Below are 14,424 nucleotides of genomic sequence, written 5' to 3'. Positions count from 1 at the left end.
ATCATCTTTCGCAGATGGCTCCGGGTCAGCTTTTTTTGAATTAAACTGGTGAATTCAGTTTCCGGCTCAGTCCATAATCCATCCAAGCCAGATTGCGAGCGGCACCAATAGCAATTGTGCAAGCAAGGTACCTCCCAGACGCGAAATGATCATCCAGCCGTACATACTGTTCATACGATTTAAGGGCAGCTCCCCGCGCAGCGTTTTTTCAGACAATACCGCCAATCTGGGATCAATTAGCAAAGTTAGCAGTACCGTTGCCATACCATTGATTAGACCCGATGACATAGACATTGCTGTACCCTGAGCGGGCCACAGGAATGATGCATATAAAGCAGACACCACTCCAGTCGTATATATCGCGGTCACAATCATATTCAGGGTAATCAGACGCTTTGGGATCGCTCCCTTGAACAGCGAGGTGAGCATGGACCAGGTTGGACGCTTCATGTAGTAGCCTGCATGCTTCCAGTGGTTGCGCACCATTAAATGACGCACCAATGCCGGAATAGACCCGGTATGCTCCAGATGCACAATCCATCTGGCGGACATGCGTACCACTGTCGGATACAAAATTATAGCGATCATGGTTCCAACGGTTGCTGCCAGTAGGACCCCATGCATATACAGCTCCAGTCTAACATCAGCCCCACTCGCTCGCACGGCGGCCTTAGCCTGATCGACCATACCTCCGAGTAAAGGTCCCTGCGCCATATTAGAGGTGCGTGAAACCAACAGCAGCATACTTGCAACGGTTAAAGCCAATCCAATCCGACGCGCTCGCAAACCGCCAAGCCGGAGGGAATAGGACAAGCTATCTGTAGTATGTATGATGATGGTTAGCATAAAGACGAAACCCCAGGCAAGCAAATGCCCCACTCCTTTTCATATTTAAATCCTGAGCATGTAAGACCCTGACATTCTGTACACCATTATACGCTTTTTCTCAAAATACATTTTACAATATATTCATTTCTTGCTTTCCGTTTATTTAAGCGGACAGCGGGTAATACATAATACATCATCTGCTATAGGGAGTGATTAGCTGTCCCTTGGACCAAACATGATTATCCCCCATCTATGAAAAATCTGGAGCCTCGTGTGCGGGAAAGGCAATCATTCCGCTTCTTACGGATCTCAGGAGCCTATTCATGTCGTGCCACATGAGGATGGCTGGGCTATTAAGGAAGAAGGACATGACAAGTCTGCTTCAACCTTTAAGCACAAAAATAAAGCGGTGGACGAGGCTCGAAAATGAGTAGACCGCCAGCAGATTTCGGCGATTATTTATGACCGGAGCGGACGTATTCATTCTACTTTGAAGCCTTCCTGACAAAGCCTGGATACAGCGAAAGGGTGTCACGTAGGAAGATTTCTCTCCTGACGTAACACCCTTTCCTTATTGACGAAGGCTGTGGACGACCGGCACTGTTTTGGCAACTACCTTTGGGGCTGGAATAGCCGCAGGCAGCACCTTTTTCACAGGTCGGTGTAGTTGGAACGTTGTCGTCCATGTAATTATTTTTCCGGCGAGCCACACAGCCAGTATGGTAAACATTGTTTCCTTCACAGGCAGATACAACAGCGATAATCCCAATACAATAATGTCACTGACGATAAACACGTTACCGATTTTCCATCCGCGCCACTCGCTGATCAGCAGGGACAAAATATCATCGCCCCCGGTTGCTCCACCGAATCGCAGTACGATTCCGGCACCCAAGCCTGTAAGCACTCCGCAAAGCAGAGCCGCTACCAGCAAGTTGCCGTGCAGATCTATAACCAGCGTCGAATACTTTTCAAATCCTGCATAAAACAGGGAAAAGGCGACCGCCCCGATCAATGCCAGCAGCATGAATCTTTTGCCCTTCAGTACCCAGGCCAGCAATATGACAGGGATATCAAGCAGTAGCATACTCCAAGCCGGAGACACGCCAAATGCGTAATGTCCCAGCAGGGCCAAGCCTGCAAATCCGCCTTCTGACAAATGATTTTGAGCATTGATGTGATAATACGTAAAAGCTAAAATGCATGTTCCGAGCAGCATGACAGCAATCTGCCTTAATGCTCCATTGTTCACGATAGATTCGTAAGTTTTCCTCATACAGGCTCCCTCGGTTTCTCGTAAGTTTGATGTGGATGAACCCACTCTTACGGAAGCTACCGGGTAAGTTGTGCCTGGAGGACTTGGTCCTTCGCATATACAATCCCCTCTTCCGCAGAGTTGGCTTTCGCAACTTGACGTTACTCCGCGGAAAAGCTAAGTATAAGACAGATCAAATCGTTTCCAAATCGTCCTTTGGGGAAGTATCCTTCGGGGACACATGGTATCCTGATCCTTTCTTTTGTGGAATAAAACTCCGACATTTCTGTGGTACATGTAATTCTATTATTTATTATACCACACCTTACCACCTGCTAAACAGCTTGCTTTTTATGCCGCACCATATTTTTATTTTATGCGTGAGCATGCTTTATTGTATGTGCGAATAACGGCATTATACCGAAGGTTTGGCGGATGCACATACAATGTACTTATAGCATGGTTAATGTACTTATGGCATGGTTTATGCAGGTTTTCAGTGATACTACCCGGCTAATTTGGCTGTTCTGCGTTGGTTGGCCATAAACACCCCTCCGAGTATAAGGAGCAGCCCGGTCAGAACGTTCCAGCCGATGTGTTCATTCAGAAGCAAAAAGCCCCATACAATAGCGCTCACCGGTACAAAATAAGTCACCGAGGAGGCAAATTCCGGACTTCCCCGCAAAATCATATAATTGAACAATATATACGCTACTCCCGATCCCAAAACCCCCAGCCCTATAAGGGAACCCAACACACCAGGGATGAAGACGACCGACAGATCAGGTCGATCCACCATTGCCGTCATGATGCCGCCCCCTGCCGCCGCACCCAATAGTGTCGCAAAGGTTGCCTGATACATCGACAGATTGGATAAAAACCGCTTGGACAACTGCGTTCCGAAGCCATAGCAGAGAGTCGCAAGCAGCATACATCCAAAGCCGACGGGGTCGACAGAAATAATGGATACAGGATTAATACCCAGTAAAATAACGATTCCTACAAAAGCGAGGCCCATTCCAAACCACTGCATTCGATAAAAGATAGCTCTGAAAAAGACAATTCCGACCAACATGGTCCAGATTGGCGTGGTGGCATTCAATACGGAAGCCATGCTGCTAGCAATTCTGGTCTCGCTAAAACTAATCAAGGCCCATGGCAAAACCATGTTCACTAGAGCTACGAGAATAACCGATTTCCATGGAATACTTCTGAATTCAAATGGCTTGCGCATAAGTAGCATCAACAAAACAATAAAAATGAGGCCAAAGCCGGAACGAAGAAATACAATAGTCCAAGGCCCTACGTGATGGAGCAATAACACCTTGATAAACAAAAATGATCCGCCCCAAATGAGGCTTAGCAGCAATAGCACCGCATATAACGAGCGTGACAATATGTATACCTTCTTTCTTTCCAATAATTGATGATTGCTTTGGCAAAGGAATAATTTCTATGATGAAGTATAAAAAGAACATTTGTTCTGTATGCTGATTATAATTGTATTCCTGCTATGAGTAAAGGAGATTTCTTATGAAAAAGATACTGGACAACAAGAATAAGGCCCCACTGCCTTCCGAGGAAGACGCAGGGCTGATCAAAACTTGTGTACTTCTGACCCTCGTGCTGGATGTGCTGGAGCGGGACATTCGCATTCTGAATGCCTCTGCCTTAAAAATGCCCGATCTGTACGTTCGCAGCCTGACCGGGGTGCAACAGCGTGTAGCTGTTCAATTGGCGGAGACAAAGGCGCGAATGAAAAGGCAAGGAGTTAAAATATACAACGAAACCCGGAATCACGAAGGCGTGGAGGTTCTGTATGTATGCCGTGGCTACCAAAAGCGGTTTTTCATGCTTTCCTCCTTTGCACGCAGCGAGGTTCGACGAGAATTGGGACATTATTTAGGAATTGATGTGACCCAAAGCCACTCGACTGTGTAGTCTCGTTTACAATCCTTGTACGATGCGTTTTCCGCGTACCGTTGCTTGTACGAGCACCTCTTTCTCGTCTATTGTTAGCAACTGTCTTCCGCGCATTAGCACACGCCCATTCACAATGGTCGTATCAACATCCGCGCCGTTTACACTGTAAGCAAGCAGTGACTCTATCTGGTGTATTGGCTGTAAATGCGGCTTTTGCATATCTATCAGAATGATATCTGCCTTTTTCCCCACCTCAAGTGTGCTGGTTTCGTGCTCAAGGTTTAGCAGCTTGGCTCCATTGACTGTAGCCATTTGCAGCGCCTGCGCAGCAGTAAAAGCAGCTGGATTGCCTGTGCTTAGCTTTTGCAGCCATGTCGCTGCCTAAATGCAGTCTCCCTGTAATATGCCAGAAAGCCGCAAAATACCCATGTCTATCGAACCAATCCAGCATGCGGGAGCGTTCTGCACAATATACAGGCAACTCGGACTCCTCGTTATCCGGTGTAGACATGCTTTCCCCCGCTTCCGGTATCTCTGCTGCATCAACCATCAGATCCACGACGCAAATACGTCCGTGTGGTTTAAGCGTGCGTCGCATTTCTGACAGAGAGAGTATTTTTTGTTCATCTGTCAGATGATGCAGGGCATAACTGCTGACTACAAGTCAAAGGTCCCGTCCATATAAGGAATCGACATCAGATTTCCCAGCCTCGTCTCCACCTGCGGGAATTTACTCCGGCAGCGCTTGAGCATTCCATTCGATTGATCCACACCTGCCATACGAATGCCCTTTTCAGCGAACAACCCCGCCAGATTCCCCGTCCCTGTACCTGCGTCCAGACTCACCTGCATTGGCAGCCACACGCTGTACGATAAGACGCAAAGCACGCCTGTACGCGGGATGCCTGCCATTTTCTCCCTCTTCCAGACTCACCCTGATATCATGTACAGCTGCGCGGCTGTCAAAATCCCAACCGTCAAACCAGTCTTCACGCAGCTCCCGCTGACGCTTCAAACCTCCGGCCAACTGAAACATCTCTTCCCACTCCAGCTCGCTGTCACGTCTCAAACGTTCGATCATTTGGTCGGCTGCCTCCAGCCTGCGCTTATGATCCATCCACGTCGTGAACATCACAGAACGTTGCAGCTCCAGCTCATGAAGTGCCTCATCCCTTCTCCCTTGATCCAATCGGTCCAGTATGGATTTGACTTCCTCTACCGACATACCGAATTCACGTAGCGCCATAATCATCCTCAGGCGAACGGCTTCACGCTCTGTAAAATAACGATATCCATTATCCGGGTGCTTAACAGGAGCAATCATCCCTTTCCTCATAGAATCGTATCGTGCGTGTAGATATATGTAATTGAGTCTCTCGTTTTCAGCCTATTCTATTATAAAACATTCACGTTACGTGAGGTGAAACATGATGCGGGATATGGATAGATCGCCAGATCATGGATAAATCCAATCCATTTGGCACACATTATGCTTATCTCATCCAAAAAGAAGGTGTTTCCTTGACTGGACATAACCCAGCTTCCTTTGAACTGAACAAGAATATTTCCTTTATCGAGCAAGCTCTTTTTTATACGGATGATTTAAAAAAACAGGCTATTTCTGTTGACGGGAAAGATGGCATTCTTCTCTATATAGACTCACTCGTGGATCAGGAGATCATTCAGACGCATATTCTGGCCACATTGTATAAGAAAACCGATTCTGGCTCTCATCAAATGTTTACCACCCTGAACAGCCAAAAGGACACCGACCTCCGAAATGCCGCTGATTCGCTTATTGAGGGATACTCCATTTTAATGGTGGATGGCGCAGAAGAATTTTATATCCTTTCCTCCGAAAAAACATACGCCCGTAGTACAGATGAGCCGGAGAACGAGGGAATTATCCGCGGGCCGCACAATGGATTTATTGAGCAGCTGTCCGTCAATCTGAATCTTATTCGCAAACAAATCATCAGCACATCGCTGATTGTGCGCTACTTTTATGTCGGATCTAAAACCCGGACCAAAGTCGCTATCATGTATATGCAAGACTTGGCCAATCCTGAGCTAGTGGAGGAAGTGGAAAAAAGAATACAAGCCATCTCCTCCGATCTGGTACTGCCTCCCGGTTTTATTCAGGAATTCACGGAGGACAATCCCTTTTCCCTGTTCCCTCAGCAACTCAGCACAGAACGTCCAGATCGGGTAGCCGCTAATTTAATGGAAGGACGAGTAACTATTTTGGCCGAAGGCAGCCCTACTGCCTTAATCGCTCCCGTCTCTTTTTTTGCATTTTATCAAAGCCCGGATGATTATAACGGTCGCTGGATTATTAGTTCCTTTCTGAGAATGATCCGAATGATGAGCTTTCTGATCGCTTTTACACTGCCCGCCGTTTATATTGCAACGATTGCCTTTCACTCAGCCATTCTACCGCTAGAGCTCGCACATACGATCAAAAAATCGTTGGAAAATGTTCCATTTCCCGCCATTGTGGAGGCGATGTTGCTTGAAGTGATTTTTGAGGTGCTACGGGAAGCCGGGATTCGTCTGCCCAGCCGAGTGGGCCAAACAATAGGCATCGTTGGCGGTCTGGTTATCGGGGATGCTATCGTTCGGGCTGGTCTCGTATCATACACCATGATTATTGTCGTTTCGTTAACAGCTATCTCTTCTTTTTTGGTACCTTCCCATGAAATGAGCTCAGCTGTCCGCATTCTCCGTTTTCCAATGATGATTGCTGCAGCCTTGTTCGGATATATTGGCATTGCCTTCGGAATGCTTATTCTCCTTATTCACCTTTGTAAGCTGGAAACATTTGGTTCACCTTATTTTGCTCCTCTGGCACCTTTCCGGCTTGGAGATATGAAGGATGTTTTTATTCGCTTCCCCATTTGGACACTCCAACAGCGGCCGCATGATTCCCGACCCCAAAAAATGAAGCAGCAGAACTACTCTAGGAGCTGGAAACGTCGTGAATAAAGAAAGTACAATTACACAGGGTCAATTGTTTTTTTTGATTATCAAGTTTGAGATTGGCGTGGATATTCTATCACTTCCTTATCAGATGCATTTGTCATCCAAGGGAGGGGGCTGGATATCCGTCATTATTGGAGGCATTTTGATCCAGCTTATCATTTTAATGTGCTGGCTCCTGTTAAGACGTTTTCCCTTCTCCTCCATTTACCAAATCCTCACTCGGATTACTGGTTCCTGGATGGGGAAAATTTTGACGTTGGCTTACATTATGTACTACTTGCTTATGGGAACTTCGGTTCTTGTGAGCGCCTATGACGTCATTAATCGCTGGATGCTGCAAAAAACCCCGCGTTGGGCTATATTGGCTCTGATTCTGTTCAGCAGCATCTATCTAGTTCGCGAAAATTTGAGGACAATTGCCCGAGTGCTTGTTTTAATCTCCTTCCTGATCGTACCGATGATGCTTTTAATCAGTTATGGAATAAAACAGGCCAATCTGCTCTATCTGCTGCCTTTGACTGAGGCTGGATGGCCTCATATTATTATAGGTTCCAAAGAAACGCTTCTAGCCATGTTCGGCTTTGAATTCATCCTCGTGGTCTTTCCCATGGTCGAGGGCAAAAGTAAGGGGAAGCTCAAGTCGCTCCTGCTAGCTAACGGGGTCGTGGTTCTCTTGTATGGTTTTACCATATTAACCTGTACAAGTGTATTTAGCCCCCAGCAGCTTGATTTGATGCCTGAGCCTGTCATTTACCTGCTCAGATCTATTCCGCTGGGAACGATGGACCGGGTTGATTTTATTTTCCTGCCCATCTGGTTAATTTCAATCTTTGGCTCCATAAGCGGTTATTATTATGCAGCGTCCTATGGACTAGGCTATTTGTTCAAGCAGAAAAACCACAAACAAGCCGTTCCTTTCGTAGTATTCGTCTCATGCATTATTGCCTGCATCCCTCAAAAAAGAGAGGATTTTGAACTCGTCGGTACAATTGCCAACAATTCGGCTTATTTTTTCCTGATTGCACTACCTCTGCTGTTGCTGATTCTATCGTATATATTCAACAAAAAGGAGGAGCCCGGAACATGAAAAAAAAGAGGAGAGCACTTGGTATGCTGGCTCTACTCATTTTTATGACTGGCTGCTGGGATCAGGACAGCTTGAAGGATGCCCGGCTGGCAAATGCTTCGGCCTACGATCTTACTCCAGAAGGCATATTGCTGCAAACACTCGAAATTGTAGACGACTCTGGAAATAACCAAGGGAAAAGCACCAATGAAATTCATTCAGGCACCGGAAATTCCGTTCGGCAAAGTACAGACAAAATTCGAGCCAAAGTAACAGGGGATATCCGTTACTTTAAATATGGGGTTACTTTGTATGGCACAAGCTTGGCCCAAAAAGATTTGTATCCATATCTGGATGTCCTGTATCGGGAGCCGGATCATCCAACCTCACATGTAAAGGTAGCTATAGTAGAAGGATCAGCTGGAGAATTAATGAACAAGAAAAGTGTAGGCAGTCTCTTAATCGGCGAATTTATAACGAAAAAAATACGAAGCCTGGAGGAAATGTGCGTATTTCCCGAAGTGACGCTAGAAACACTGCTTCCCCCTATGCTTGATCCAGGACAGGACTTTGTTCTCCCCTATCTCTCCAAAGATGGAGAAGACATCGTAGCACGAGGGATTGCCTTGTTTCACGGACAAAGATTTACAGGAACCCTTAACGACGAGCAAGGGGTGCTTTATGTCCTGATGACCGGGAAATGGAAGGACACAGCGCGCTTTGTAAAAAGGGTTCACTCGGGACCTGCCAGTGATTTGCAAAACTTTATTACCTATCAGGCTCATATTCGGAACATCAAACGCCAGCTTATAGTGAAAGTTGGACGTGATGGTCAAATTGATGTGTACCTCAACCTGAAGCTCCCTGTCGATGTTGTTGAATACGCGCGGGATCATCTTCAGGATAAGGATAATGTCATACGCCTGAACCGTCAGCTTTCGGAAATCATGACCCAGGATGCGGAGGAAATTATCCGTACGCTTCAAAAAAGCGGTTGTGATGCCTTTGGCATCGGCAGACAATTGATTGCCCATCACCCGACCTTGTGGAAAAGTCTGGAGTGGAATAAAGAGTACCCTAATGTTCGTTTTCACCCACAGATCACCGTTAATATTGTCGGGAACGGCATTTTGAATTAGGCCGCTCCCTTTTGTTTAGTTTTCCGGCTGATCAGGTGTTTCGTTATGAATAGCTTCGCTGGGTTTATTTTCTGGAGCTTCATTCTGGGTTTCTGGTTCAGAAGGAGGCTCCTGCTTATTTTCAACAGATGGCTGCGAACTATCTGCTGGCGGCAAATCATTACTCTCACCATTTGTATCTATTTCTGTGTCAGGATCAGAAGGTACTGTTTCTTCTGGTAGAATCTCCTTCTGATCCGTTGCAGGTTCTTGTTTCTCCGGAGTTGCTTTATCCTTTGTATCCGATTTGGACGGTACGACAGGTATGGATGAACGTGTTCGTTGCTCCCTCCCAACTTCCGTTGGCACGTATTTTTGGTTAAACCAGTCTGTCACAAGTTGACCGGATTGACGGGAATAACTTCCCGGCAGCTTACCTGTAAGACTGGAGACCGTAACTTTTACAACACCTTCTGGCTGTGTAAAATGCTTATTTTTGAAAAGCTGGGGCTGATCCTTGACCGCCTCGTTCATGATAAGCGCCCACACCGATTGTGCTCTGGAGTGCCCTTCTTGAGATAGCGTGTTAACCTGTTGACGGTAACCTGCCCAGACGCCAAGTGTAACATCCGGGGTATAGCCCATGAACCATACATCGCCAAAGTTTTGTGTCGTACCGGTCTTGCCAGCAATATCAATGGTACCATAGCTTTTAAAAGCATTTTGCATACGTTTGCCTGTACCCCTAGGGTCCGATATAACCGTTTTGAGCATATCTGTCATCAAAAACGCGGTTTGCTTGGAATATACACGCTTCGCCTGCGGTTTGAATTGATATACGATCTTGCCGTCGGCATCCGTAATTTTACTGATCAAATGGGGTTCATTGTATACGCCCATATTGGGAATCGTACCATATGCCGCTGTCAGTTCCTTGACAGATACTCCCTTACTCAGCCCACCCAGAACGCCTGTCTGAGCATGTTCATCCTGCGGCTGAATTGTTGTAACCCCAAGGGAACGCACAAAATTCCAGGCATTTGGAATTTTAACTTCATATAAAAACAATCTCAGCGCAGGAATGTTGATCGATCGATTGAGTGCTTCGCGGGCTGTCATCAGTCCTTCGTACCGTCTGTTATAATTTTTAGGGATATGATAGCCTTTACGTCCGTCTTTCAATACAATTTGCGAATCATCAATAAGACCAGCAGGCTGAGTGTAGCCTTTTTCCAAAGCAGGCAAATAAGCTGCAATAGGCTTCATGGCAGAACCGGGCTGACGCGTCATCTGGGTTGCATAGTTCATTTGCTCAGTATTAAAGTCCCTGCCCTCGATCATACCGAGTATAGCCCCCGTTTTATGATCAATCATGATGGCAGCAATCTGTTCCAGTCCCTTCTGCTTACTGTATGGAGAAAAGTTTTGCGGATTGGCTGCAATCTGTCTCATATCGTTATAAACTTTCTTATTTATCGTTGTATAAATCCGATAACCGGACCGTTGCAGCTCTTCCCGTGTATTTTGAAGGAGTTCAGCATGCTCAGGTTTGGAAATCTCAGCTGTTGTAAGATCCGGATTTTCCTGGAGCGCCAACAACCGAGTGGCCTCCCGCTCCGTCTCCAGCATCAAATAAGGGAATGTATTGTAGCTTTTCTCGCGATGTGGTGCAAGAGTAGCTTTAATATCAAAATGAAGTCCCTCGTTATATTCCGTTCGTGTGATTTTACCTGTTGCCAGCATTCTTCCCAGCACGACATGCTGGCGCTCGATAGCTTTGTTGAAGCCCTCTTCATCAAACTTCCCTTTACCGTCAAAAGCTGAATAAACAGATGGTAATTGTGGAAGACCGGCCAAATAAGCCGCTTGAGCAATATGAAGCTTATGTAGATCACTTACATTAAAAATCCCTAACGAAGCCGACTTGATCCCGTACAAATTGTAACCTGCGGAGCCATTGCCAAACGGCATTTTGTTTAAGTATGCCGTTAATATTTTATCCTTGCTCATAAAACGCTCCATACGCAGTGCGAGCAGCATTTCCTTTACCTTGCGGCTGTCCGTCTTATCCAGACTGAGGAAAACTCGCCGGGCTACCTGCTGTGTCAGTGTGCTGCCGCCTGTTTGGCGATTTTCGTTCAGAAGCTTCTGTTTGACGGCGCGAGCCGTCCCTTTTAGATCAACACCCTGATGCTCATAAAATTGGCTGTCTTCTGTTGAAATAAGGGCATCTACAATGGATTGGGGAACATCCTTCAGATCCACGAGCTGCCGATCCTCCTCCATGCGCATTCGTCCAACCGGGGTTACCTGGTCATTAAAAAATACAAAGCTGGTCAGAGCGTTCTCGTTTACCTTTTCATATATCAACTGGCGTGATCGTACAGGTTCATCATAAACCAGCGCTGCCACATAACCGGATATAAGACCTCCGGCAAATAGGATCCCAAGTACGCCCGCTAGCGAGAACCACTTGATATTAATCAGCAAAACTCTGCCAAAAATACGCCACCTGCTGCGTTTTTGAGATGATGGTCGACGTTTTGGGTTCATAAAAATGGTTTTCTCCCCTCAATATGCATTCATTTCCACATGCTTTCGTTCAAGATAATATAATACGCCATGTTAGGTTTTCCGTAAACTATAACGTTCCAGAAAATACATTTGGATTAAGAACACTTGTTCTGTATATAATACTACTATATGAATTTACATTCAAGAATATTTTGGAAAGACGATCAGCATACATCTGGAGAGGAGGTTGTAACATTGAACAAACGCGGAAAAAAAACTATATTTTTAGCAGACTGCCAAAGCTTTTATACCAGCATTGGAAAGGCCGACAATCCCGAATACCACCATAAGCCGCTAGTTGTTGCTGGTGACCCTTCGCTGCGTTCAGGCATTATCTTGGCTGCGTGTCCACTTGCTAAAAAATACGCTATATCTACAGCAGAGCGTTTGGGGGAAGCGATAAAAAAATGTCCTGACCTTACCATTGTATGCCCGCGCATGCAGCATTATATCGACGTCTCATTAAAAATAACAGAAATTTATAACGAGTATACGGATTTGGTTGAGGTTTTCAGTATTGATGAGCAGTTTTTAGACATAACCGGAAGCCTCTCCCTGTTCGGAGATCCAGTGAGTATCGCAAGTGAAATTCAACAAAAAGTAATGGCACAGACAGGGGTATGGATTCGCATCGGCATCAGTTCCAATAAAATGCTCGCTAAAATGGTATTTAGACAAACTAAATTTCTTGTACATAATTATAGAATCCTGTAGGAACAAGATATTTAACGAATAAAAGTGATGTACAGTATTCAATTGCTTTGTTTATTGTCTTCTGAAAAAGTTTTAGATTAAAAGATTAAGTTATAGACTAGGAAAATAAAGTATTCGACTGGTCCTAGAATGAGGGCTAACATGTCTGATAACAATTCACTAACTTTACCTCTAATTTCTAAATATTGTAGAGGTCTTTATGTTTATTAAACTGTTAGATAAGGAGTATAGATCCATTTTTTAAGTCTGTTGAAATTCAAATCAGTATCCTATTCCAGAAGGATCTAAAGTGGTTTCTAGCAACCATACAGCAAACCATGTCGTTATAGTCCATAAGCATTCAGATAGTTTGCTGCTATTCTAAAATAACGAATTTATCTAATACCATCATTATTCAGCTTACCAGCTTTAGACCAACTGCTGAACCAAGTACCATCGCAATGAACAAAATTCTCGCAGTATTACGTGGTTCACCATAAAAGATCATACCCAATATGGCCCCGCCCGAAGCTCCAATACCGGTCCAGACGGCATAGGCTGTTCCCATTGGTAGTGCTTCCATGGCCAGGTTAAGAAAGAAAAAGCTCAATCCAAAGCCTCCAAGCAAGTAGAAAATGGACAGGAAATTCCGGTCTTTATGGAGCTTATTAATCATGAGAACTCCAATCATCTCAAATACGCCTGCCAAAATTAGTAATACCCAGTTCATACGTCAGTGCACCTCTTTTCCTTGTTTCTTCTCTTTGCTCTGTATTTTGAGTCCTACAACTCCGAACAGAAGTAGCCCGATCAACATCAATTTAGATCCCTGTACTTCAGCACCAAACAACAAAATATCTGCCAATACAGTACCAGCCGTTCCCAAACCGACAAACACTGCATATACTGTTCCTACTGGAAGCGTACGGGAAGCCATAATCATGAGTATGAAACTTACAAAAATGGCGACTAAAGTCCCTCCCCACTCTAACCATCCACTAGCATGTTTCAGGCCGATAACCCATCCGACTTCAAATAATGCCGCAATTACAACAGATAACCATGTCTTGTTCATTCTGTGCTTCCTCCTTTTTGATAACGCTGCAAATGTAGTATGGGTTTAAAGCAGCAATTGAAAAAAAGCCTGAGATCATACTGCATACAGCAGTTTTTCTCCCAGGCTTTTATCCCTCCGTGACACAGTACGACGACTGTGAGTTTTCTCTCGGACCAGCCGATATTATATCGCGGAACCCTAGAAAACATTTTTGAATTCAATTATGGATAATATTATACACATAAGTAAACAAATTACAATATAAAATAATAAAGATTCGGATATTATCAGGTAGTACTTGCTAAGTAAGCTGTCGAATGTTAAAAAGGAGTAGTCCCGAACCCTTGCTCAATATCACAGTTTTATTACTGGAAAGATGCATTTACTAAACCTATATCATTGTTTTGGTCATTATGAAATCAATTTGCTCTTCATCACCCATATAAAAAGAGTGTGCACCCGTTTGAACAAACCCCATCTTCTTATAAAAAGCAATAGCGTTTTCATTTTTTTCCCATACACCGAGCCAGATTTTCTTTTTATTTTGTTCCATTGCAATTTCCATAGCTTTATTTAGCAGATATTTACCAAGCCCATGTTTTTGATATTTGTTTTTTATATAAATCCTCTCAATTTCGAGTGACTCATCACCCATTTTTTCGGATTGGGCCTCATTCATATTTACCTTTAAATATCCAGCAAGTTCTTCATTGAAACAGATGAAAAAGATTTCTGAAGAGACATTGGACAATTCCTTATCCAACTGTTTAGAGTTAAATGCTCTTTCCAGATAGGTTTGCATATTTTCAGGTGAATTCTGATCTTTAAATGTATCGTTGAATGTTTCAATACTTATTTCTTGGAGTATTTGTAAATCTTCACGGCTGCACTTTATTATTTTTACAGTCATTTTAATGCATCGCTCCTT

The 14,424-nt window shown here is 44.6% G+C and carries 16 protein-coding genes, 1 pseudogene and 1 riboswitch; of the genes and pseudogenes, 6 read left to right on the top strand and 11 right to left on the bottom strand.

Annotated features, from left to right (window positions below; all coding sequences use genetic code 11):
* Nucleotides 1-66: 66 nt before the first annotated feature.
* Entirely contained in the window at nt 67-870 is an 804-nt protein-coding gene (locus ABH897_RS05270; protein WP_404518871.1) for a lipid II flippase Amj family protein, read from the bottom strand.
* 286 nt (nt 871-1,156) lie between these two features.
* On the opposite strand from ABH897_RS05270, the gene ABH897_RS05265 reads away from it, so the two are divergent.
* Complete coding sequence (locus ABH897_RS05265; RefSeq protein ID WP_283652347.1) at nt 1,157-1,258, top strand: DUF2188 domain-containing protein; 102 nt, start codon at nt 1,157-1,159, stop codon at nt 1,256-1,258.
* Between the two features lie 141 nt (nt 1,259-1,399).
* Here ABH897_RS05265 and ABH897_RS05260 read toward each other — a convergent pair whose 3' ends face one another.
* Nucleotides 1,400-2,104, bottom strand: coding sequence for a YitT family protein (locus ABH897_RS05260; protein WP_283652348.1), 705 nt, complete (start codon nt 2,102-2,104; stop codon nt 1,400-1,402).
* A gap of 484 nt (nt 2,105-2,588) precedes the next feature.
* The gene (locus ABH897_RS05255) at nt 2,589-3,479 is read right to left on the bottom strand and encodes a DMT family transporter (protein ID WP_283652349.1); all 891 of its coding nucleotides are present in this window, start codon (nt 3,477-3,479) and stop codon (nt 2,589-2,591) included.
* Between the two features lie 137 nt (nt 3,480-3,616).
* Here ABH897_RS05255 and ABH897_RS05250 point away from each other — a divergent pair, with 137 nt between their 5' ends.
* The gene (locus ABH897_RS05250) at nt 3,617-4,024 is read left to right on the top strand and encodes a YhjD family protein (RefSeq protein ID WP_134913660.1); all 408 of its coding nucleotides are present in this window, start codon (nt 3,617-3,619) and stop codon (nt 4,022-4,024) included.
* Between the two features lie 6 nt (nt 4,025-4,030).
* Here ABH897_RS05250 and ABH897_RS05245 read toward each other — a convergent pair whose 3' ends face one another.
* The 4 genes from ABH897_RS05245 to ABH897_RS05230 are packed head-to-tail and all read right to left on the bottom strand — an operon-like array spanning nt 4,031 to nt 5,342.
* Nucleotides 4,031-4,318, bottom strand: coding sequence for an amidohydrolase family protein (locus ABH897_RS05245; protein ID WP_349361858.1), 288 nt, complete (start codon nt 4,316-4,318; stop codon nt 4,031-4,033).
* Nucleotides 4,281-4,604, bottom strand: coding sequence for a hypothetical protein (locus ABH897_RS05240; protein ID WP_404559543.1), 324 nt, complete (start codon nt 4,602-4,604; stop codon nt 4,281-4,283). The genes ABH897_RS05245 and ABH897_RS05240 overlap by 38 nt, the downstream gene beginning before the upstream one ends.
* Nucleotides 4,605-4,663: 59 nt before the next feature.
* The gene (locus ABH897_RS05235; protein WP_283652350.1) at nt 4,664-4,810 is read right to left on the bottom strand and encodes a class I SAM-dependent methyltransferase; all 147 of its coding nucleotides are present in this window, start codon (nt 4,808-4,810) and stop codon (nt 4,664-4,666) included.
* Nucleotides 4,800-5,342 (bottom strand): MerR family transcriptional regulator, encoded by a 543-nt coding sequence (locus tag ABH897_RS05230; RefSeq protein WP_404529614.1) that lies wholly within the window; start codon nt 5,340-5,342, stop codon nt 4,800-4,802. Before ABH897_RS05230 ends, ABH897_RS05235 begins: the two co-directional genes overlap by 11 nt.
* Nucleotides 5,343-5,464: 122 nt before the next feature.
* Between ABH897_RS05230 and ABH897_RS05225 the strand changes: the two genes are divergently transcribed.
* Genes ABH897_RS05225 through ABH897_RS05215 form a run of 3 tightly spaced genes read left to right on the top strand, consistent with a single transcriptional unit; the run spans nt 5,465 to nt 9,193 of the window.
* Nucleotides 5,465-6,991: a spore germination protein gene (locus ABH897_RS05225; RefSeq protein ID WP_404518867.1), complete on the top strand. Its 1,527-nt coding sequence runs from the start codon at nt 5,465-5,467 to the stop codon at nt 6,989-6,991.
* Nucleotides 6,984-8,075 (top strand): GerAB/ArcD/ProY family transporter, encoded by a 1,092-nt coding sequence (locus ABH897_RS05220; RefSeq protein WP_404591328.1) that lies wholly within the window; start codon nt 6,984-6,986, stop codon nt 8,073-8,075. The genes ABH897_RS05225 and ABH897_RS05220 overlap by 8 nt, the downstream gene beginning before the upstream one ends.
* Complete coding sequence (locus ABH897_RS05215; RefSeq protein WP_404518864.1) at nt 8,072-9,193, top strand: Ger(x)C family spore germination protein; 1,122 nt, start codon at nt 8,072-8,074, stop codon at nt 9,191-9,193. Before ABH897_RS05220 ends, ABH897_RS05215 begins: the two co-directional genes overlap by 4 nt.
* 15 nt (nt 9,194-9,208) lie before the next feature.
* Here the strand turns inward: ABH897_RS05215 and ABH897_RS05210 are convergent, their stop codons facing one another.
* Nucleotides 9,209-11,725: a transglycosylase domain-containing protein gene (locus tag ABH897_RS05210; protein ID WP_404518863.1), complete on the bottom strand. Its 2,517-nt coding sequence runs from the start codon at nt 11,723-11,725 to the stop codon at nt 9,209-9,211.
* Nucleotides 11,726-11,941: 216 nt separating this feature from the next.
* Here ABH897_RS05210 and ABH897_RS05205 point away from each other — a divergent pair.
* A pseudogene (locus ABH897_RS05205) lies at nt 11,942-12,409 on the top strand (Y-family DNA polymerase); the annotation flags it as partial.
* Between the two features lie 445 nt (nt 12,410-12,854).
* Here ABH897_RS05205 and ABH897_RS05200 read toward each other — a convergent pair.
* The 3 genes from ABH897_RS05200 to paiA form a co-directional block, all read right to left on the bottom strand.
* The gene (locus ABH897_RS05200) at nt 12,855-13,169 is read right to left on the bottom strand and encodes a DMT family transporter (protein ID WP_044647304.1); all 315 of its coding nucleotides are present in this window, start codon (nt 13,167-13,169) and stop codon (nt 12,855-12,857) included.
* A gap of 3 nt (nt 13,170-13,172) precedes the next feature.
* Nucleotides 13,173-13,514: a DMT family transporter gene (locus ABH897_RS05195; RefSeq protein ID WP_283652354.1), complete on the bottom strand. Its 342-nt coding sequence runs from the start codon at nt 13,512-13,514 to the stop codon at nt 13,173-13,175.
* Between the two features lie 96 nt (nt 13,515-13,610).
* Nucleotides 13,611-13,709, bottom strand: a riboswitch (guanidine-I (ykkC/yxkD leader).
* Between the two features lie 178 nt (nt 13,710-13,887).
* Nucleotides 13,888-14,406 carry a spermidine/spermine N(1)-acetyltransferase gene (gene paiA / locus ABH897_RS05190; RefSeq protein WP_404518862.1) on the bottom strand — a complete coding sequence of 173 codons (519 nt, stop codon included), beginning with the start codon at nt 14,404-14,406 and terminating at the stop codon, nt 13,888-13,890.
* Nucleotides 14,407-14,424 lie beyond the last annotated feature (18 nt).

Origin of the sequence: Paenibacillus sp. RC73 (genome assembly GCF_044908085.1) — a bacterium.
Lineage (GTDB): Bacteria > Bacillota > Bacilli > Paenibacillales > Paenibacillaceae > Paenibacillus > Paenibacillus terrae_A.
This window is presented reverse-complemented; position numbering and strand designations above follow the sequence as displayed.